The organism is Pseudomonas sp. PLMAX, assembly GCF_046042685.1.
GTDB classification, from domain to species: domain Bacteria; phylum Pseudomonadota; class Gammaproteobacteria; order Pseudomonadales; family Pseudomonadaceae; genus Aquipseudomonas; species Aquipseudomonas putida_AE.
In genome coordinates this window covers 55,375-75,436 of the sequence record NZ_CP064950.1, presented here as the reverse complement: position 1 = coordinate 75,436, position 20,062 = coordinate 55,375, and the positions used below count along the sequence as shown (strand labels likewise).

Annotated in this window: 15 protein-coding genes and 8 tRNA genes; 7 read left to right on the top strand and 16 right to left on the bottom strand. The window is 54.0% G+C overall.

Annotated elements, in window-relative coordinates:
* Window positions 1–15: 15 nt before the first annotated feature.
* The 8 genes from DKB71_RS32780 to DKB71_RS32745 form a co-directional block, all read right to left on the bottom strand.
* Window positions 16–92 (bottom strand) — tRNA-Met (locus DKB71_RS32780).
* 9 nt (window positions 93–101) lie between these two features.
* Window positions 102–175, bottom strand: a tRNA-Met gene (locus DKB71_RS32775).
* A 168-nt stretch (window positions 176–343) separates the two neighbouring features.
* Window positions 344–428, bottom strand: a tRNA-Leu gene (locus tag DKB71_RS32770).
* Between the two features lie 38 nt (window positions 429–466).
* A tRNA-Ser gene (locus DKB71_RS32765) sits at window positions 467–557 on the bottom strand.
* A gap of 42 nt (window positions 558–599) precedes the next feature.
* A tRNA-Pro gene (locus tag DKB71_RS32760) sits at window positions 600–675 on the bottom strand.
* 460 nt (window positions 676–1,135) lie between these two features.
* Window positions 1,136–1,211: transfer RNA gene (locus DKB71_RS32755), tRNA-Thr, on the bottom strand.
* 5 nt (window positions 1,212–1,216) lie between these two features.
* A tRNA-Ser gene (locus tag DKB71_RS32750) sits at window positions 1,217–1,307 on the bottom strand.
* Window positions 1,308–1,357: 50 nt separating this feature from the next.
* Window positions 1,358–1,446: transfer RNA gene (locus DKB71_RS32745), tRNA-Ser, on the bottom strand.
* 351 nt (window positions 1,447–1,797) lie between these two features.
* Here DKB71_RS32745 and DKB71_RS32740 point away from each other — a divergent pair.
* Complete coding sequence (locus DKB71_RS32740) at window positions 1,798–2,220, top strand: hypothetical protein (protein WP_408601884.1); 423 nt, start codon at window positions 1,798–1,800, stop codon at window positions 2,218–2,220.
* Window positions 2,221–2,232: 12 nt separating this feature from the next.
* Window positions 2,233–2,769 carry a hypothetical protein gene (locus DKB71_RS32735; protein WP_408601883.1) on the top strand — a complete coding sequence of 179 codons (537 nt, stop codon included), beginning with the start codon at window positions 2,233–2,235 and terminating at the stop codon, window positions 2,767–2,769.
* A 25-nt stretch (window positions 2,770–2,794) separates the two neighbouring features.
* On the opposite strand, the gene DKB71_RS32730 is transcribed toward DKB71_RS32735, so the two are convergent.
* Complete coding sequence (locus DKB71_RS32730; RefSeq protein ID WP_408601882.1) at window positions 2,795–4,984, bottom strand: ATP-dependent RecD-like DNA helicase; 2,190 nt, start codon at window positions 4,982–4,984, stop codon at window positions 2,795–2,797.
* Window positions 4,985–5,176: 192 nt separating this feature from the next.
* Between DKB71_RS32730 and DKB71_RS32725 the strand changes: the two genes are divergently transcribed.
* Together DKB71_RS32725 and DKB71_RS32720 are read left to right on the top strand one after the other, a co-directional pair.
* Window positions 5,177–5,884, top strand: coding sequence for a hypothetical protein (locus DKB71_RS32725; RefSeq protein WP_408601881.1), 708 nt, complete (start codon window positions 5,177–5,179; stop codon window positions 5,882–5,884).
* A gap of 151 nt (window positions 5,885–6,035) precedes the next feature.
* Window positions 6,036–7,070, top strand: coding sequence for a hypothetical protein (locus DKB71_RS32720; protein ID WP_408601880.1), 1,035 nt, complete (start codon window positions 6,036–6,038; stop codon window positions 7,068–7,070).
* 99 nt (window positions 7,071–7,169) lie between these two features.
* Here DKB71_RS32720 and DKB71_RS32715 read toward each other — a convergent pair whose 3' ends face one another.
* The 7 genes from DKB71_RS32715 to flhB form a co-directional block, all read right to left on the bottom strand.
* Window positions 7,170–7,580: a hypothetical protein gene (locus tag DKB71_RS32715; RefSeq protein WP_408601879.1), complete on the bottom strand. Its 411-nt coding sequence runs from the start codon at window positions 7,578–7,580 to the stop codon at window positions 7,170–7,172.
* Window positions 7,581–7,668: 88 nt separating this feature from the next.
* The gene (locus DKB71_RS32710) at window positions 7,669–8,499 is read right to left on the bottom strand and encodes a flagellin (RefSeq protein ID WP_408601878.1); all 831 of its coding nucleotides are present in this window, start codon (window positions 8,497–8,499) and stop codon (window positions 7,669–7,671) included.
* 218 nt (window positions 8,500–8,717) lie between these two features.
* A complete protein-coding gene (locus tag DKB71_RS32705) occupies window positions 8,718–9,542 on the bottom strand; it encodes a flagellin (protein WP_408601877.1) in 825 nt (274 codons plus the stop codon).
* Window positions 9,543–9,666: 124 nt separating this feature from the next.
* Window positions 9,667–10,365, bottom strand: a complete 699-nt coding sequence (locus DKB71_RS32700; protein WP_408601876.1) for an RNA polymerase sigma factor FliA — start codon at window positions 10,363–10,365, stop codon at window positions 9,667–9,669.
* A 135-nt stretch (window positions 10,366–10,500) separates the two neighbouring features.
* The gene (locus tag DKB71_RS32695; protein WP_408601875.1) at window positions 10,501–12,279 is read right to left on the bottom strand and encodes a hypothetical protein; all 1,779 of its coding nucleotides are present in this window, start codon (window positions 12,277–12,279) and stop codon (window positions 10,501–10,503) included.
* Window positions 12,279–14,366 carry a flagellar biosynthesis protein FlhA gene (gene flhA, locus DKB71_RS32690; RefSeq protein WP_408601874.1) on the bottom strand — a complete coding sequence of 696 codons (2,088 nt, stop codon included), beginning with the start codon at window positions 14,364–14,366 and terminating at the stop codon, window positions 12,279–12,281. The genes DKB71_RS32695 and flhA overlap by 1 nt, the downstream gene beginning before the upstream one ends.
* Window positions 14,367–14,372: 6 nt before the next feature.
* On the bottom strand, window positions 14,373–15,530 hold the full coding sequence (gene flhB, locus DKB71_RS32685; protein ID WP_408601873.1) for a flagellar biosynthesis protein FlhB: 1,158 nt from the start codon (window positions 15,528–15,530) through the stop codon (window positions 14,373–14,375).
* A 238-nt stretch (window positions 15,531–15,768) separates the two neighbouring features.
* Here flhB and DKB71_RS32680 point away from each other — a divergent pair, with 238 nt between their 5' ends.
* From DKB71_RS32680 to DKB71_RS32670, 3 genes are read left to right on the top strand one after another with little or no spacing between them, the layout of a single operon-like run.
* Window positions 15,769–17,154, top strand: coding sequence for a hypothetical protein (locus DKB71_RS32680; protein WP_408601872.1), 1,386 nt, complete (start codon window positions 15,769–15,771; stop codon window positions 17,152–17,154).
* Between the two features lie 15 nt (window positions 17,155–17,169).
* Complete coding sequence (locus DKB71_RS32675) at window positions 17,170–18,582, top strand: hypothetical protein (protein WP_408601871.1); 1,413 nt, start codon at window positions 17,170–17,172, stop codon at window positions 18,580–18,582.
* A gap of 22 nt (window positions 18,583–18,604) precedes the next feature.
* A complete protein-coding gene (locus DKB71_RS32670; protein ID WP_408601870.1) occupies window positions 18,605–20,029 on the top strand; it encodes a hypothetical protein in 1,425 nt (474 codons plus the stop codon).
* The last annotated feature ends 33 nt before the right edge of the window (window positions 20,030–20,062 follow it).

Below are 20,062 nucleotides of genomic sequence, written 5' to 3'. Positions count from 1 at the left end.
ACCTGGCTTGGTAATTGGTGGGCCTAGCCGTTGATTCGAACCGGCGACCCCTCCGTTATGAGCGGAGTGCTCTACCGCTGAGCTATAGGCCCATTACTGGTTGCGGGCACAGGAGTCGAACCTGCAATTTCCGGGTTATGAGCCCAGCGTGGTAAATCCACATCCACTCGCCCGCCGCAACTGAAAAACGAATAAGTGCGGTTGCTATTCCACCGTCAAGTCACCACCCTTTCGGGGGCCGGGTGTAACCTCTAGTGCGAAGGACTGTCCGGCAACAGTGAACTTCGATCCGACTGGGGCCGACACGCATCAGTTTGTCGTGCGTGTACACCCAGTGAGATAATGGTGCGGATGGAGAGACTCGAACTCTCACGCCTTGCGGCGCCGGAACCTAAATCCGGTGTGTCTACCAATTCCACCACATCCGCGTGCTACTTAAACTTCCGCATTCCGCGAAAGCTTCTATTGGCGGGGACTAAGGGATTCGAACCCTTGAGACGCTATTAACATCTAACGGTTTTCAAGACCGTCGCAATCGCCCACTCTGCCAAATCCCCTGAAAGCTACAACTAACCCGACATTGTCGAATTATCAAAAAGTGGTCGGGGTGAGAAGATTCGAACTTCTGACATCCTGCTCCCAAAGCAGGCGCGCTACCAACTGCGCTACACCCCGAAGAAACAGCCTTTCACATCACCCAATATCGCACGAAATGCAGCGTGGTACCGCCCGTGCAACTAGCTGATGAGTCCAGCTGCCAGTCCTAGAACTGTAAGGTTCTTAAACCCTAAAGCACCACTAAAACAGACCAAGCAATCTTCTGCCCTAGTGCCAACACGGAATCTATTCTAGAAGTGGATTGGTTGGCTTCCACTGATCCAGCCTGGTTTCATCTAACCGAGGGTAAATTCCCTGATCTTTTAGCTTCTACGGAGCATAAGGCGAAAACATCACCGCCCTACCAATCTCCTCCACCGCCCCCGAGCTAAACATTGTCTAGGCCGGGCGCTTTCAATCATCTTGATGGGAACAATGCGTCACCCGAAGCAGTCAAGCTCTACTTCCGATCAAGCGCTCAGCACTGAACTTTTATCCCGAAGGACTACTTGCCCAGCTTAAGCTGACCGCATGCATTTGGTGCCGAAAACAGGAATCGAACCTGCGACCTTCGCGTTACGAGTGCGCTGCTCTACCGTCTGAGCTATTTCGGCGTGTTTGGCGGACAGGGAGGGATTCGAACCCTCGAAACCTTATTCAGATTTACTCCCTTAGCAGGGGAGCACCTTAAGCCACTCGGTCACCTGTCCTATGTGCATCGTCAAATTGTGTAAAGAGCGGTTGAAGCAAAAACAAAATATGGCGGATCGTGAAGGGTTCGAACCTTCGTGCCCCCTAAGGAGCTCTCGCTTTCCAGGCGAGCCCGTTTAGCCACTCCGGCAACGATCCGTACTACAAAAAACAAAAACCCGGAATATAGATTCCGGGTTTCGTCAGAAGACATTATCCCGGAACACATGTCCGGGCAGAGGACATGCGTCAGTCAGCTGGTGAGCTGGGTGTCAGGCTGTGCGATGATATACTGAACATGTTGTTTCCCCTTGGTATGAGCCCATGTTAGTTGTGCTCTAGTGCCGCGTCAATACTATTTTAATGTTTTTTTGTTTGCGAGCAAAAAGCCCCCTTCTACTGCCTTGCAGGCCTGGGTGCAGTCCACTATCCTGCCGGCAACTGTTTCGCAGGCAATACATAGCTATTGTCTGCACCACAAATGCTAATTTTCCTACAGGCTTCTCCTTAATGCGCATGCCCTTCCCATACAACAGCAACGTCCCCCTAACCTCCGTTAAAGCACAGCTCATGGGCGTAGAGGTGGATGTCTACCTGCTTCAGGGAGAGGAGCCTCTTCCAGAGAAAGAGATCGATACCCTCTTCCTCCTGGCCAAGGTGTTCCCACAGACTGAGGACAAGAGGAAGGACATGCTGGTCATCGCACTGGAGAAAATCGCGGAGAACCACTACCAGGAGCACGTGAAGACACACCCTGGCGAGACCGTTCCCAAGTCAGCATTCAAGCTTGGGCTGAAACCCCTTTGCGTTACCCTCTGGCTCGACGGCAGCTGGGCTATGACCTTCACCCCGGAGCCTGCGATCTTGGGCTGCAAGCATGTGTGCGCCAGCTTCCCGATGGACAGACCTGATTTCACTTCGATCATTGCTTGAGGGTGCCACTCAATGATGACTAAAAACCAAGCCCTGGGTCTTGAGCCAGGCGTACGCGTCAAATACGGTCGCGAGATCTTCATCGTCGACCACCGAACCGATGTCGGTACCCACGAGGAGCCAGTGCTTGTCGCGGAGTCGGGCCGGCGCCTTGTAGGCACCCTCTTCATCGCCCACTTGCTGTCGTACGTCGACAGGCCTCAGACCCAATTGGTTGAGCCTGAGAGTGATCCTGAGGATTCGTTTGAGGATGACATCGACCCAGAAGAGCAAGATGACCTGGATGACCAGGAGGAAAGCGACCCGGCGATCTCCTCCGCTCCAGTCAAGCAGGTTGATCAGGAAGAGGAATCCGAGCTCGTCTGTGCCTCTGAGGCACCAGCACCAGCAGCAGAAGTAGCTGCTGTCGAACCGCCTGCTAGTGCCCCGGATGTGGAACAGGATTCAGCGGCGCCGGTGCAAGCACAGCCTGTCATGCCGGTGAAGGACGATATTCCTGCGGAAGAGCTGGCAATTCTGGAAGTGTTTGAGAAGGACGAGGTCATTTAAGCCTCGCCCTCCTCCAGTGGCCGCTTTAAGCGGCCATTTTTTTGAGCCGGCTTCTGAGGCCTGTGATCCTTTGATCGGAGCTTACCCGCTCAAGCGCCGTCTTGAGTGCCTTGGTAGCACCTACGAAGACCATGAACTGCTTTGCCCTGGTGGTACCCGTGTACATCAAGGATCTATAGAGCATATTCCAGTGGCTCATCGAGCATGGAATAATGACACATGGGTACTCAGAACCTTGCGATTTGTGTATCGTTTGTGCGTAGTTCAGGCGCAGTTGTTCCAAGTCTGCAAAGACGTAAACAACTTTTCTATCTTCGAATTCAACAGTTAACTCACGAGCCGGACGATTGAGCAGCACCACGCGACCTGATTCACCATTCATCACGCCAAGCTGTTTATTGTTCTCAATATGCATCACTTTGTCGCCCAGGCAGAACTCGACGTTGATATCGTCCTGCTTGAGCTTGATGCCCTTACCGAGGTTGGCGCCGTTCAGCTTCTTCTGGATCCGGTTGTTCAGCTCATAGAGGCCTACCGATCCCTTGCGCATTGGCGTCAGCACCTGGATATCGTCAAACTTGTCGAATCCGTAGCGGTCACTCAGACGGTCGATCAGGTCGAGGATCATGTCAGCTGTTGCTTCATCGCTGTCAGTCCTCAAGAACCAGAAATCACTGTCCTTGTCGGTATTGAGCGCCGGCATGTTGCCTTTGTTCATTTCTGCTGCATTGACGTTGATCAAGCTGTTTTCGCTTGTCCGATAGATGTCCGTCAGGTACTGCACGGCAATCCAGTTGGATTTGATAATGTCCTCGAGCACCCGGCCCGGCCCTACTGAGGCCAGTTGATTGACGTCCCCAGCCATAACCAATCGGGTACCCGTGGCGACCGCCTGGATAAGCCAGTAACTGACTAGGGTGTCCATCATGGAGAACTCATCGCACACGACGACTTTGACTGGTAGCGGGTTATTGGCGTTGTAGGTGAACCCGTCGTTCTGCGGGTTAAACTCAAGACCACGGTGAACGGTCATTGCATCTTGGCCGGTGGACTGACTCAGGCGCTTTGCCGCTTTGCCGGTTGGGGCGCACAGCAGCATGTCATCTTCAGTCATGCCCATGCCGATTTTACAGCACTCCAGGAACACCCTCATGATAGTGGTCTTCCCGGTGCCAGGGCCGCCAGAAATTACACTGACCGGCATCAGCAAGGCCATTTTCACGGCCTTGCGCTGATTGCTCGAAAGCTGTTTGCCAACGATTTTTTCCGCCTCAAGCACCAGCTCAGTCAGAACCTCGTCATCGATCTCGGCAGTGATCTGGATACTCATGAGCCGCTTGAGGTGTTTGGCTATCCCTTCTTCTGCCCTGTAGAGCTCAGTGGGGAAAATGTACATCACGCCGTCAACGATCAGTTCCATCGCCTGCTTGGACGCGAGTAGACCGTCGATACCCTCTTCCAGCTTCTCCGGACGAACGACCCCATTTTCGCTGAGCAGCTTAATGGTCTCATCCACCAGCTCGGCTCGCACGATCCCGGTACTGCCAGTCTTGTTCACACGTTTCTGCAAAGCATGCATCGCGCCGGCGACCAGTCTGTCTGGATGCTCAGCGTCAAGCCCCATCTGCTGGCCGATACGGTCGGCAGTAATGAACCCAATACCAGGAACATCCTGGCAAAGTCTGTAGGGATTCGCCTTGATCTTCTCGACAGCACTGAAGCTGTAGACGTCGTAGATTTTCTTGGTGTGGTACTTACCGAGGCCGAACCCATTCAGAAAAATCAGGATGCTCCGGTAACCGATCTGGTCACGGATCCCGTCGATCAGCTGCTTGATGCGGCTAGGCCCGAACCCATTCACCTTTTTCAGCTTGGCTGGCTCGTTCTCAATGACGTAGATCAGATCCTTGCCGAATGCCTCGATCAGGCGCCCGCCCAGGACTTCACTGATGCCCTTAACCCTGCCGGACGTGATGAACTCCCACATGGCCTGAGCCGTGGAAGGGATCTGAGGAATGATCTTGGTGGCTTTGAACTGGGGTTCACCCTTGTAAGTGATCCAGGTGCCTTCGCACTCAACGACATCTGCCTCGTAGAGATCCTGATCCTCACCCGTGACACGGATCAATTCGCGCTCGCGACGGAGCGTGAAAATGATGAAGCCGCGTCCATTCTTGTGATGAACCTCTTCGATAATGCCGTTAACCTGCTCCACAAGAATGATCCCTTGAAAATATTCAGAACAGACTACCAATTTATTGGCTTCGTTGCCAGAAAACTATGGCTTTTTACTGGTCAAATCATGGACTTGGAAATCTTTTTGGGATCAACGATTCAAGCTTAAAGTTAGTTGTGAGATTCCTTAAGTCTCATATACTAGAGCCACCTTAAGCATGGCATCGCCTTCATGAGTGTCCTTGCACAATGCGCCGATCAAGCGGTCACTGATGATAGAGATCACCAGGTCGCCCTAGATACCCCCGCCAGTGTGGCTGAGAACGCGATAGAGCCCGTTCTCTCTACCGAGCGGGTAATCGCGCTGGTGGTAGATAACGACACTCCTCCCTCCCCTGAGGAGCTCCCCTTAACGCTCCCCTCTGAGCCTGAGGCCGAACTTAAGTCCGAGCCTAAGTCGCTTGAGGCGATCCCCTTCGTAAGCCACGACACCTCTCCCTTTGAGAATGACGAGGTGATCCTCCTGGATGAGTGGTTCCTGTCGAGGTTCTACGACACCGAGGTAGAGGCACGGACAGGTCTTAACCGCCTATTCGCGCAGACCGGTATCAACTTTGCCTACGGGCTTAAGGTTGGGAGACAGGCCTTCTACTTGAGCGGCTACCGTTACTATCGCTACTCGTTTAGCGCTCGTGTCGGTCTCTATGCATTCGAGGAGTCTTTAAGTAGAGACGATGAGGACTTAAACCCCGCCCTGGGGCTGGAAGCGGTAGAGGAAGAGCTCTCTTACCAGCTATCGATACACCACGCCTCCAGGACGCTTGATCTGATCCCTAAGCGTACCCTCGAGGTCGGTCACTACACTCTCTTGAGTCTGGCCGCTGCAGCAGTTCTCTGTGTGGCCTTCCACGGCATCATGAACGGTTGGCTTCTAGGTTAAAGCGTAGGCGCCTCGTTGAGGCTAATGGTCGAGCGCAGCGGAGAACTGAAGAATCATGTGTCAATTGATGCTTTAAGTTGGAGGGCTTATATGGCATATTGATGCCTTTAGGCCGCTCTAGCTCGGGCCATAGCAACCGGAATAAAGTTTTATGCTCACGAATCAGCTCTTGTACCTGCTCTATGGCGACAAAGAGGCCTACCGGCACGAAGCCAAATTCAGCATCCTCTCTGCCCTGCGCCACAGGAAAGACCCCGCAAGCTTCTCCATCACCGTGATGACAGACCGGCCCCAGGCGTTCGCTGGCTGGCCAGTCGATGTAATTGCGCTCGATGCCGAGACGCTAAGCTCCTGGGTAGGTACGGGTGGTTATAACCATCGACAAAAGGCCTGCGCCATCAAGGCTGGCGTACAGCTTGCCGAGAAAACCATTTTCATCGATACCGACACGGTTTTTCTAAAGGATCCGGTCGAACTGTTCCAGCGGGTTTCTGATGATCAGTTCTTGATGGATGAATTCGAGTGGTCGTGGGCCGTGGGTTCTCAACGTCCTGAGTATCATGCCTTTGCCCAGGAGCTATCAGCTAAGAACCAGTCCCCTGCCCCAACGCTTAAGCTCTACAACAGTGGTATCTGCGGAATGACCAGGGCCAACGCGGGCCTGATGGATGACGTGCTTAGCTTGATCGATCAATGGGTACACCACGGACGTGACCTCTTCACCATTGAGCAAATCGCTGTCTCATTCATGATCGACGGCAAGAAGGTTGCAGAGGCCAGTGATTGCATCCACCACTATTTCTCCGTCAAGCGTTTCTACCATGCCATGAATAAGGTGTTTTTCGACAAGCATGGCGAAGCGTATCGTGATGAGCTGCCTGGTTTGAGCCATTCCGTGCCGACCAGATTGCCCAAGAATACCCTTGCAGATCGGCTTAGCCTGAAATGGAAGCTAAAAGGCGAAGCGGCCAATTCCAGGAAAGTTGCGAAGTTCTACCTGCTCGGAAAGAAGGGAAGCCATTGCGTCTACCTCAACGCCTGCAGAGCGCTCTGGTGGGAGAAGGCTATTCTAGAAATCGAAGAGGTAGAGCCGAATCACCTTACTCTGGTGAAACTGAATTCGATCTGGGCATCTGACCAGGAGTTTCTGAGCTTTGCCGGGGACAAGGTTAACCAGGCCGCGTAATTGCTCAGCTGGGGAAGCTTCCGCTTCTCGTGCACCATGAAAAAAGCGCCATAAAAGGCGCTTTTTCATTACTCGCTTCAGCAGTGGCACGTCGGAAACCTAGTCATTCATGAATGCCATCAAAGCTGCTTCGAGTTGAACGTGAGTCTTACACTCCGCCGCCATTTGATCGAACGCTTTTTCTGTCATCTGAACGATGTCACCGCCCCGGAATCCCTCTTTCAAGAAGAAATCGCGAACCTTCTCCACCACTAGTAGCGTGTCATCCTCCCTGTCCAAATCGTGAGTCAGCCAGCCAAACAGGTCGAAATTCCCCGTTTCCCAGTCCTCACCGTAAATTTCTAATTCTTCATCGAAGAACTCATTGAGCCTCGTTTCGAATTCGTCGTCACGACGCTTCCAGATTGCAGCCAATCGAGCATCCGGTGTGACATCAAACTTGATCACGTAGTGGCTACCGGCTGGCTCGCCATGGTCAAACATGAAGTGAAATCCAACAAAAGCTTCCATCAATTACCCCTTCTCCAATACGTAAAAAAGCGCCCGTGAGGGCGCTTTCTGTTCCTACCGGGCCTGATTACTCAGGCCCGGCGCCGGATTACTGAAGCAGCTTCAGTACGGACTGAGTCGACTGGTTAGCCTGGCTCAGAACGCTGGTGCCAGCCTGCTGCAGGATCTGGGCGCGGGTCATGTTGCCCACTTCCACAGCGTAGTCGGCGTCTTCGATACGCGACTTGGCAGCGGACAGGTTGGTGGAGCTGGTTTGCAGGTTGCTGACGACGCTGTCGAAGCGGTTCAGGGTAGCACCCAGGGTCGAACGAGTGGTGTCGACTTTCTTCAGAGCGGCGTCGACGGAGTCGATGGTCGCTTTGGAAGCAGTGGCGTCGGTCACGGACAGAGCCGCGATGTTCAGGCCAGCAGCAGCGGTGGTCATGTTAGCGGTACTGACTGCAATCGAGTCGTTAGCAGTGGTGTTGCCGCCAACCTGGATGTTCAGGGTAGCTGCGCCAGTGCCGTCCAGCAGTTTGGTGCCGTTGAAGGTCGTCGAGCCGGCGATACGGTCGATTTCTTTCACACGCTCGTTGATTTCAGTCTGGATCGAGGTGCGGTCGTCGGCGGTGTTGGTGTCGGAAGCGCCCTGCACTGCCAGTTCACGAATACGCTGCAGGTTGTCGTTGATACGGCTCATGCCGCCTTCCATGGTCTGCACCATGGATACGCCGTCGTTGGCGTTACGCTCGGCTTGCGCCATGCCTTTGACCTGGGCGGTCATACGGTTGGCGATGGCCTGGCCAGCAGCGTCGTCCTTGGACGAATTGATGCGCATGCCGGAGCTCAGACGCTCCATGGCGGTGCTCAGCTGGTTGCTCGAGGAGTTCAGGTTCTTCTGAGCAATCAGGCTGCTCATGTTCGTGTTGATGACTGCCATTTTATAGCTTTCCTTCTTGGGGATATTGGCTCAAGTGCCTTATAACTTACTAATCGGACACCTTTCTCAAATCCTTGAGTCAATTTATGCAAATTGTTGAAATATTTTTGGGAGGCAACGAAACCCATATATTGGCCCCTCTTTTTGCCCACAAAAAAGCGCCCCGGAGGGCGCTTTTTCTGTTCCTGCTCGGCCCGATCACTCGGGCCGGCGCCGGATTACTGAAGCAGTTTCAGTACGGACTGAGTCGACTGGTTAGCCTGGCTCAGGACGCTGGTACCAGCCTGTTGCAGGATCTGGGCGCGGGTCATGTTGCCCACTTCCACGGCGTAGTCGGCATCTTCGATGCGCGACTTAGCGGCGGACAGGTTGGTGGAGCTGGTTTGCAGGTTGCTGACGACGCTGTCGAAGCGGTTCAGCGTTGCACCCAGGGTCGAACGAGCGGTGTCGACCGATTTCAGCGCAGCATCGACGCCGTCGATGGTGGTTTTGGCGTTGGCAGCGGTGTCAACGGCCAGTGCGTCGATGCCCATCGTTACCGAAGTCATGTCCAGGGTAGTGACCGAGATCGAGTCGTTAGCCGTGGTGTTGCCGCCGACCTGGATGTTCAGGGTGGCTGGGGTACCGGTGTCCAGGAGCTTGGTGCCGTTGAAAGTGGTCGAGCCGGCGATACGGTCGATTTCCTTCACGCGCTCGTCGATTTCAGTCTGGATCGACGTACGGTCGTCAGCGGTGTTGGTGTCGGAAGCGCCCTGCACTGCCAGTTCACGGATACGCTGCAGGTTGTCGTTGATGCGGCTCAGGCCACCTTCCATGGTTTGAACCATGGATACGCCGTCGTTGGCGTTACGCTCGGCTTGCGCCATGCCTTTGACCTGGGCGGTCATGCGGTTGGCGATGGCCTGGCCAGCAGCGTCGTCCTTGGACGAGTTGATGCGCATGCCGGAGCTCAGACGCTCCATCGCGGTGCTCAGTTGGTTGCTCGAAGAGTTCAGGTTCTTCTGAGCAATCAGGCTGCTCATGTTGGTGTTGATAACGGCCATCGGGACTACCTCTTGGTGAGTTGTTTGGTCTAACCGCTCGTGCTGCTAGACCGTCTACAACTCATCAATCGGATAGGTTTTCAAAAATCTTGAGTCAATACATGCAAAATATTTGAAATATTTTTCAGGCTGCCAGTTCGGCCCTCAATCTGGCTACCGCTTTACTGTGGATTTGGCTGACTCTGGACTCACTCAGCGTCAAGACGGCGCCGATCTCGCGCAGGTTGAGTTGATGCTGGTAATACAGGCTCAAGGTCAGCTGCTCCTGCTCAGGGAGACCTTCAATGGCTTTGATGACCTCCTCTCTCCTGTCGGCAGCCAGAATTTCATCCAGTGGAGAGCCATTGTGCTCGACGATGGCGTCAGCCTCTACCGATTCAATGCCCATGCCATCGTAGGACATCATCAGGCCGCAATTGGAGAGCATGAGCATCTCCTGATACTCCTCAAGGCTAACCCCCATGTGATCCGCTACCTCGCGTTCACTTGGCGCAATGCCTGTTGCTTTTGAAAGCTCGGCAATGGCTTCAGAAATATCGCGTGCTATACGACGGTATTTGCGTGGAACCCAATCCATCCTGCGGATCTCATCGAGGATGGCCCCATGGATTCGCGTTCTGGCATAGGTTTCAAATTTCACCCCCATGGAGGTGTCGTATTTCTTTACCGCATCAAGCAAACCAAACGTTCCGCCACCGATAAGGTCGTCAAGATCGACGCTAGCGGGAAGACGAAGACGCATGTAGAGGGCCACTTTGCGCACCAGTGGTAGGTGCTGTTCGATCAAATCGGCTTCGCCAATCTTGCCTTTAGCATTGTACATGCTGCGGGAGTCCCCTATCTCACAACTGTCTACTGCCCCGGCGAACGAGGCAGTAGAGGTCGAATAATGATTGCAATATTAAGCATTTGTTCAAGGCGAAGCAAAACTAGCTTTTACCTGCTCCCCCTGGCGGCTTCAGCCAACCATCTGGATTGCATCGGTGTCGGCCAGTCGTTTGTCCTGAGACACTGGAGCTAGACTGCTTGCTTTGTAGGACATGCTTTCAACTGGGTAGTCGTTCTTGAACCAAAGCAGCGCAGGCTTATCCTGCTGCTTTTCCTTCGCCGGGACAACCTGCAACCCAAACTGAGGGTGGCTTTTGGACTCAACCAAACCAGAAATCTCAGCCTGCGAGCTATTGAAACCGGCGCTTTTCAGCTCCCGCTTAATCCCGGAAAGCATTTGTGACATTTCATGCACATTTTTCAGAAGCTCATCGCGGTACCCATCAAATTTTTTGCCATCCTGGTAGGAGTAACCCTGGATCGACTCGGTGCCATCCTCAGGAATCGCCTCGAAAGCCTGCTGAGCAAGTGCCATCGCACTCCCACGCTCGAAGTCGTCCAGGATGTCGCTGCTTTCGGACTGGTACGTCACCGCCATCGAGCTTTTATCGATCACGCTGAGTAGACCGCCAATACTCACGGTGTCGTCGAGCTTGGTGATCACGCAGTGCGCGATCTTAAGGCCGGCCTCCTCCCCATGCTTCAGGTACGTCTTGGCGGTCATATCCAGCAACTGTGACTCAGCGTTGGCATTCATGACCATCACCGGCTTCATCGGCTGGTCGCCAATAGCCAGGCGCGAGAGCAAGCCCGGAAGCTTCTTGCTCTTGTACCCAAAACCAGGTGTGTCGATGAGCACCAGCGACTTGTGCCGCAGCTTGCCCAACAGTTCACCCAGATCCTGATATTCCTGGAGTACTTTGAATTCCACGCCGAGCACCTCAGCAAACACCTTGAGGGTATCAGAATGATCTGGGTCGAGACTGACCACGGTCAATGCCGAGGGCTCATTGTTCATCACGAACCGGGCAGCCAACTTAGCGACGGAAGTCGTCTTACCGGCGCCGCTGGAACCGACCACCGGGATTACCGCCCTACCACCCCACCACAGTTCAGGATCCGGCATCACTTTGATCTGCGCGATCAGGGCCTGCTCAACCCAGCGGCTCATCGCCATAGGGTCAAGACGACGCTCAGCGATCTCCGAAGGCAGATGCTTGAGGATGGCCTCGCTCATTGCCGGTTTGAAGCCGGCAGTGGTCAGCAGCTTATGCAGGTCGGCGTAAGAGCTTCCCTCCGCCACCCGTGGCAACAAGCGTCGACGAATGACCTCTTGCATCTTCACCACGTCACCCAGCAGATGCTTACTCCAGTCGGCAACTGCAGAAATGTTCTTCAGGTCTTCCTGGAACTTCTGTGCTGCATCAGCCTGAGCTTGCGGCGGCACCTCTGGTTCATCTTCAACAACTTCGGCCTCAAAGACCTCGATGACCTGTTCTGGCGTAGCCTGGGCAACACGGGGAGTCGCTTCCTTCGGCGCAGCCGGCTGAATCACTTTCTCTGGTGTCGGAACATCTGCCGCCTGCTTGGCGTAAGCCACCCCTCCCTTTGCTTGCCTGTAAGCCGCCGAAGCGGCTTTAAGCTTACTTGTCGGTAGAGATGGCACCTCGAATGGATCGAGATGCTGGCCAGCGTTGGACAAAGCGCTTTTGAAGCCCGTAAGGACAGGCTCAGGCTCAGGTTCTTTGGCCTTTTGTACAGGAACAGAGCTGTAAGGCCCGGCGATAATTTCAACACCGCCAGCGATCTTTACGTTCTTGTAAATTAGAAAGTCATCGTCACCAAATTCCTTTCTGACAAGGATCATTGCCTCGCGGGCGGTGGGAGCCTCAAATCGCTTGGTAGTCATCAGTTATCCCCGCCGATTTCGCTGACCATTTTAAGATCGCGCACAGTTGGAATCTCTTCGTTAGACATCACGCAAAGATGAGGGATGTACCGGCGCAGGGCGCGGCTGAGCAGCGGACGCAGCTGGTGTTCTACGAGCAGCACGGGTGGGTAGCCATTGAGTTCATGGGTTTCAAGCACAGTCCTGGTCTGGTTGATCACGTTGATCGCCAAATTCGGCTCCAATGCACCACCGTTGCCTACTGCCTGGAGCAACACACGCTCAAGGTCGGGATTCAGGCAAATGACATGCATCTCTTTACTCGAATCGAACCATTGCTGAGTGATCGCATTGCGAAGCGCGATTCGTACAACGGCTACCAGTTCGTGCCAGTTGGTTTGCTGTGGAGCGGCATGTTCCAGGAGCGCCTCAAGAATCGAGCGCATGTCCCGGATTGATACCTCTTCATCGAGAAGAGCCTTAAGGACGTTCTGGATTGTTGTCAAAGACAGCAGCTTCGTTACTTCATCAACCAATTGCTTGTCGGTCTCGGACATCTTATCGAGCAAATCCTGAACCTCTTTACGGCCCAGCAGCTCGCTTGCGTGCGTATGCAGCAGGTGGTTCAGGAAGGTGGCCGCTACCGTACTGGCATCAACTACGGTGTAGCCATAGACCTGGGCGTGGTCTTTTTGATCATCGTCAATCCAAATCGATGGCAGGGAGAACGCAGGGTCAACGAAATCAATGCCGGTAACCTGACCAGTCACATCACCCGAGTCAATCGCCAGCAATTTGTCCACGTACAGTACGCTTTCACCGATCTGAGCACCTTTGAGGCTGATGGTGTATGCGTGCTGATCCAGATCCATCCGATCACGGATGTGGATCATTGGAGGAAGGAAACCAATTTCCTGGGCAAACTTCTTGCGCACGCCACTGATCCTAGCCAGCAAGGCGCCATTTTGGCGTTCATCCACCAGGGGAATGAGACGGTGACCGACAGCGATGCTCAGGGTCTGCACAAACTGGATATCGTTCAAGCTCGCCTCAGGGGCTTCCTGGGTGGCAGCAGATGGAGGTAGCTCAAGCAGAGCGGCATCCTCGCGCTTGCGTTGGTTCTTCATCATCGTCCAGCCGATGAAATACAGGCCGGCAGCACACAGGAGGAAAACCAAGTTCGGCATACCCGGAATAATCCCGAGCATGGCGATCAGCGTGCCCACCATGAACATAACGCGGGGGCTCATGAAGAGTTGGCCAACGATCTGCTGCCCGACGTCTTCTTCAGTGTTCACGCGGGAGACGATTACGCCCGCAGCAATCGAGATCATCAGCGCAGGGATCTGGGCGACCAGGCCGTCACCAATGGTCAGCAGTACGTACGTCTCGATGGCCTGGGAAAATGGCAGGTTGTGCTGAATCATGCCGATCAGCAGACCGCCGATGATGGTCACAAACAGAATGACGATACCGGCCATGGCGTCACCACGGACGAACTTACTCGCACCGTCCATGGAACCGTAGAACTCAGACTCCTGGCTCACTTCCTTACGACGAGCTTTAGCCTCGGCTTCACCGATAAGACCCGAATTCAAGTCAGCATCAATGGCCATCTGCTTACCCGGCATGGAGTCGAGCATGAAGCGAGCGCCCACCTCGGCAATACGCCCGGCACCCTTGGTGATTACCATGAAGTTGATGATGACCAGAATGAAGAAGATCACCACACCAACGGCGAAGTTGCCGCCAACAAGGAAATGCCCGAATGCCTCGATCACCTTACCGGCAGCATCGGTACCCTGGTGGCCGTGCATCAGCACCACACGGGCGGATGCCACGTTTAGCGACAGACGCAGCAGCGTGGTCATCAGCAGTACGGATGGGAACGCAGCAAAGTCCAATGGCTTTTTGGTGAACATACTCACCAACAGCACCATCAGCGCAATCGCGATGTTGAAGGTGAAAAACACGTCCAGGGCGAAGGTCGGTAACGGCAGAACCATCATCGCTAGAATCAGGATGATTAGGACAGGCCCGGTCATCACTTTCGCGTCCAGACCTCTGAAGGGAGAGGATGGCCCCATCAGTTTGTTCAAGGCATTCATTGGGGTTTAGTTCCTTTTGCGCTTCGAGCCTGTAGGTCTGGAATCCATCCCTTCCGGTACAGGTAAATAATCTGGGAGTTCAGGCGCTGTTCCGCCTTCAATTTTTACTTGCTTCAAGCGATAGACCCAGGCCAAAACCTCGGCCACCGCCGTGTACAACCCGGAAGGGATTTCTCTGTCGAGATCTACCTGCCAGTAAAGCGCTCGGGCCAGTGGAGGCGCCTCAAGCGTTGGGATGTTGTTTTCCTTGGCCAGCTCACGAATACGGGCTGCCACGTGGTCGGTACCCTTGGCCACGACCTTAGGGGCGCCAGTGTCGCCGTCCTTATAGGCCAGGGCCACCGCAAAGTGAGTCGGGTTGGTCACGATAACGTCTGCCGTGGCCACCTTGCTCATCATGCGGTTACGGGCCATCGCCTGCTGCTGAGCACGGATCTTACCCTTGATGTGCGGGTCGCCCTCGTTCTCCTTGTATTCCTGCTTGATCTCCTCCTTGGTCATCTTGAGCTTTTTGGCCATGGAGAGCAGTTGGTACGGCACGTCCATAGCGACCACAACGATTAAGGAAAATGCCATGAGCGCACAACCGAAGAGAATCAGGTGCAGCATCGAGGCCAGGCCGTGCTCCAGCGTCATGTTGGAAAGCGACATGATCTCCATAATGTGATTTTTCAGGTAGTAGATCGCAACGGCGCCGACCAGGATGCTTTTGGCGATAGCCTTGCCCAGTTCGTTCAAGGTCTGCAGGGAGAACATCTTCTTGATCCCTGCGATGGGATTCATCTTGGCGAACGACGGCTGCAACGATTTGGTAGCAAAATTCCACCCACCCAGCAGCGCCGGTGCAATCAGCGCCAGCACCAGCATCAAACCCATGATGGGTGCCACGGATTTAACCGCGCCCTGGACTTGCAGGCTGAAGTGCTTGAGGGCCAAAGCAGTGTCGAAGGCCCGCTCTCGCTCAAAGTGCATTGACTGCTCCATGAGCAGCGTCAGCTGTTCCTTAACGAAGCTGCCTGCTGTCCACAAGGCGCCAATCCCGCCCAGAAGCATGATGAACGTGGTTAGCTCACGGGATCGTGCGATCTGCCCCTCTTCACGCGCTTTTTCAAGCCGTTGGGGCGTTGCCGATTCTGTTTTGTCTTCTTGGCTAACGTCAGACACGTGAGGATTGCCGTCTCGGATTTATGGGGTGGTGGGTGTTTCAGGGGGAGGATCATAAACAAAGGTGTGAGCCATTGCTACATTTTGTCAATTTATGGCATTCGTTTGACATTGGCCAGGCAGTACGCTGCGTCGAGGAACCGTTGCGCCACCCTCCTCGGCCTCGCCATACTGGTAGGATCACCGTTTAAGGCCGGGCGCACCATTTGCCCCTGAGCCATGGTCACGAGGCAAAACGATGGAAGTTTTTGACGAGTACGGCATCTCAGCCGCAATCGTGTTGTGGCAAACCCAGCATCCCGATGTGATGCTGCCTCCACACGTCTTTGGTGCCGATCCGACAAGTAATCAAACGGTTCATCTCGTCTCTGATGACGTGGATGCGATGAGCGAGCAAAAAACCGTTGTCCTTGGCGACGTTGCAAAATGTCTACTCCCATTGCTATCGGCGATAGCTCTTGGCCGCGAGCCCAGCTACCTGGGTCAGGTCATAAAGCACCACGAGATTTATCATCCACATCTCGATAACTGCGTTTGGAACACCCATGGCGGCGTTCAAATCCTGGGAACGCACCACGCCTTTAACGAGACCGATTTATCCATCGAATTTTTCCGGGCTGTAAATGCCAGCCCAGACCTTGTGAGACATGCAGAGTTTGAGTTGAACGATGGCAAGTATCCATCCGGGTTCATCGTTTTGGATGACGAAAGGTTCTCCATCAAGCACCGCTTCCTGAATGCCGACGTGGAGCAAAAACACGAGCTTCTCGAGCTTTCGTCCAGGGTTGCTCACGAGGTTGACTTTGCTAATGACAAATACTGGCCGAAAGGTGGCGTTGGCGTGCTCATCGACCGTGCTGGTGGGTATTTGGCTGATGTTCTTTATGGGGATGAGTTGCACCGGGTACAGCCTGATTTAGATCCGGACTTCTGGTATTCCTTCTTCAAGGACTCACTACGAGAACTGAGTCGAGAACATCGCGTTGAGTACCTCAGCAAGGTGATGTCCTCAGTCGAGGAGAACAACGATCAGCTGTTCTACAAAGGGCTCAGGGTGCTTGAGGTCTACAGTGAAGTTGATGATGACATCCTGGGGGTGCTCAAGGACATTGAGCTAGCAGCCGGCGACAAAGGCAGCCGTCTGATCACTGACCTCCAGCTTCTGAAGGGGATCGTGGATCCTCGTAACGCCGGCGAAGCGCTTGCCGAAGAAGGCTATACGGATCGGTTTGAGAGCAAACTCTTTGTTCACAACGTCTTCACCGAGCTTTTGGCTGTCGGTCATCGTGAAATCAACCATGCCGACCTCAAAGCCTTCAGCAAGATCCAGTTCATGCACGGTAAAGACCAGGATCTCTCTCAGGTGGATGTGCCCAAGCTTCTTGTGCAGGTTCTAAACGCCTACGAAAGCAAGTGTGACTGGTTTAAGAAAACCGCACTCATCTCCGATGACTTGGCCAAGTCCGTCTCTTACCTCAAAGAGCACCTCCCTCTCGACCTCGGTTGGACAAATGATCTCGGACAAGAAGGCCTACAGCTTCTGACGTTGGGTGGGGTTAAAGCCCACGAAATGCTGACTTACCCAAGTCGCGCCAAAGTCTTCATGAATGAACTCAACCTTTGAGACCAGGTATTCGAAATGCTGCTCAACGATGACCGCAATTTTGTAACTGCTGCCGTAGACTGGGCCACGCAAAACCCAGGCATCTTGATGCCTAACATTCCTGCATGGGGCGGCTATTTCGGCAAAGATCCAAGCATCGAGCCGCTCAACCTTTGCGATTGGAAAGACAACGTAAAGCATGTGCACGTCGCCCCTCAAATCATCCCGTTCATGATCGCGTTGAACCTTGGCCGCCCACTCAAAGAGCTTGCCTCGATCATCAAGCACCATGGAATCACGGCTCACCACTTGGGCGAGATATCGTTTAAGTCGAACGAAGATTTCCACTTGATCCATGGGAAGAGCTGGATTCAACAAATCGACCTGTATCTCAACTTTTTTAAAGCCTGTGATCTAGATCCAGAGCTGGCTGACCGGGTTGACACCGCACGCATTCACTATGGATATTCCGAGGCCGTCAGCCTATCCCTCCTCCACAGCAGTGATCCGAAGGCATGGCTCTCAACCAGGCTTGAGTCAGGCTCCAGCAGCAATATGGAGAAAGCTGAAGAACTTGTGTACTTGGCTGCTACGACCTACAAGTGGCTAGACCCCAAATTCTGGCCAAACGGTAACTTTGGCCAGTTGCTGGATCGGTGCGGAGCGTTTCACGACAAGATTTTGCTTGGAAATCCAAAACGACATGCCGACGACCTCCAAGGGTTTTGGGCTCAGGTCGTTTATGAATCCACGTTCCGTCTCACCATGGAAGAAACCAATGATCTGTTCAAGCAGATTACGGGCTTGCTCTACAGTAATTATTCCAAGCAGACCGTTAGGGCCCTGAGAACGCTGGAACGTGGTGATTACGGTGGAACCGATTTCGAAGCAATCACCTCACTCACCCAAGCTGCAGAAGAGCATGGGGCGTTGCATCTTCTCCCAGTTGAGCTAATGGTCGCGGCAGCCCCTGGTGAGCGGAGAATCGCTTCCTTCGGTGAGGAATACCGCACCTGGGCTACCAGCGGAGTATTCAAAACCATCGATGATGCGCCGGATCAATTCTTCAAGAAGGCCACCGACCAATTTATGGCCATTCCTGTTGAGGATCTGGGCTGGTTTGAACAGCGGGCCCTCTGGAAGTTGCCTAGGATCGGCATGCCAGCCCAGGATTTTAGCGAGGTCGACATTGAAGCCCTGATGACCCGCGTATTCCAGGTCGGCCAAACCTTACGAGGGGCCGAGGAATACCGCGAGACGGTCAGGAATGGGCAGATTGGGCTTGTGGAATACTTTACGGATTCGAGAGCTCTCTCCCAACAATACCTGGATAATCTCAGCCAGGATGACCTGGAGATCGTCGTCCGCGCTGGCGCGGCTCCTGAAATGCGGGGCAACCTTTCACTAACCGGTAAAGCGAGGACATTTCATGACGAACTCGGCATCTAGCACTCAATACACCAGGTTCGAAATGTCCTCTAACACGACGACCGTTTACGAAAAAAATGACCTGATTCCACTGATCCTCTCCTGGCACCTTGAACAAGGTGACGCCATGATGCAGAACGTCGGTCAGTGGAAACAGTTGTTCAATGGCAATGTTACCGGGCCTGAAACAGCAAACCTGTGGAACGTGATGTCGACTTATCAGCCTACGGTGAGCAACCTGCCTAAATGTCTGCTGCCACTGTTGGTGGGGATTGCCACGGGCAAGGACATGAAATACCTCGAAGAGGTCATAAAAGCCCATCGCATCTCTCACAACGACTTGATCCAAATGCACCTACCAAAGGGTGAACTGATCATGCTCCAGGATTGCCCTCTCCCCCTTGATCGGGATGAGGTGTACATCACTTACTGCAAGATCATTGCCAGCTCGCCGGAGCTCAAGGCCGAATTCGAAGCGGCGAAGGCCGAGCCATGGGGCGGTAACCTTAAGTGCGCCATGACGTTCAGCGAAGATCCGACAGCGTGGCCCCTTCACCTTCTGGAGGGCAAGCAGATCGATGCAAGCCCGTTCATGTTTTACCTCAGGCTCAGCGAGGGCTATGACTACTCCAAGAAGGATAACTGGCCTGGCGGGAAGCTTGAGAACCTGTTGACCAGAACCGGCGCCTACACCCACCGATTTCTTCATAACAGCAACACCGACAAGCTACGCGGTGACGCCGGCATGTCCTATTGGTACTACCTTCTTTGTGATGTGCCGCGTCATTTCGATGCGTCTCGTAAAGCCGAGTATTACAACGGTCTGCTTAACGATGAGCACAGCCGAGACCATAAATTCCTGAGGGGGCTGGCGGCGATGGCGCCTAACACTCATGAAAGGTACATGCTCGAGGCAATTTCTGAGATGGCCGTGGCCACCGAAGGCAATCAGGTTGTCCAGGATGTGATCCTCAGCTATTCCATGCTTACTCGCGCCCTGGTAGCCGGCAGACAATCCTCGGATGATGTGCCCGGCCTGGCTCTATGCCCTGCGGTTACCGAGAAACTCACTCAGAACCAGGACAAATGGCTTGCTGCTGTCTGTAATGAGCTGATGACTGTTGCGCCATCTGAGTTCAGTCGCTCTGACCTGACGGCAATCAATACGGTTCTGCACCTGAACTTGCCTGACCAGGACGTGCGCTCAGTCGACATTCCAGGGCTTACCATGCATCTACTCGCAGGGTTCGAGGCCCAGAAGGATAACTACCTCGAAACCCCGCCATTCCGTTCGGAGCTGGTGAAAAGCATTCAGTTCCTGGCAGGCAAGCATACCTACTCGCCGGAGTTCATTGCAGAGCTCCCTGACATCGGCCTAGAAGCCTTTGCCATGGCCGGCATAGACGTCCGCAACCGTCTTTCGATGTCATCCCGCGCCAGAGTCTTCACTTTTGAGCTCGGGGTCTAGAGGCACCCACAGGGCCTTGAGCGGCATCCACAG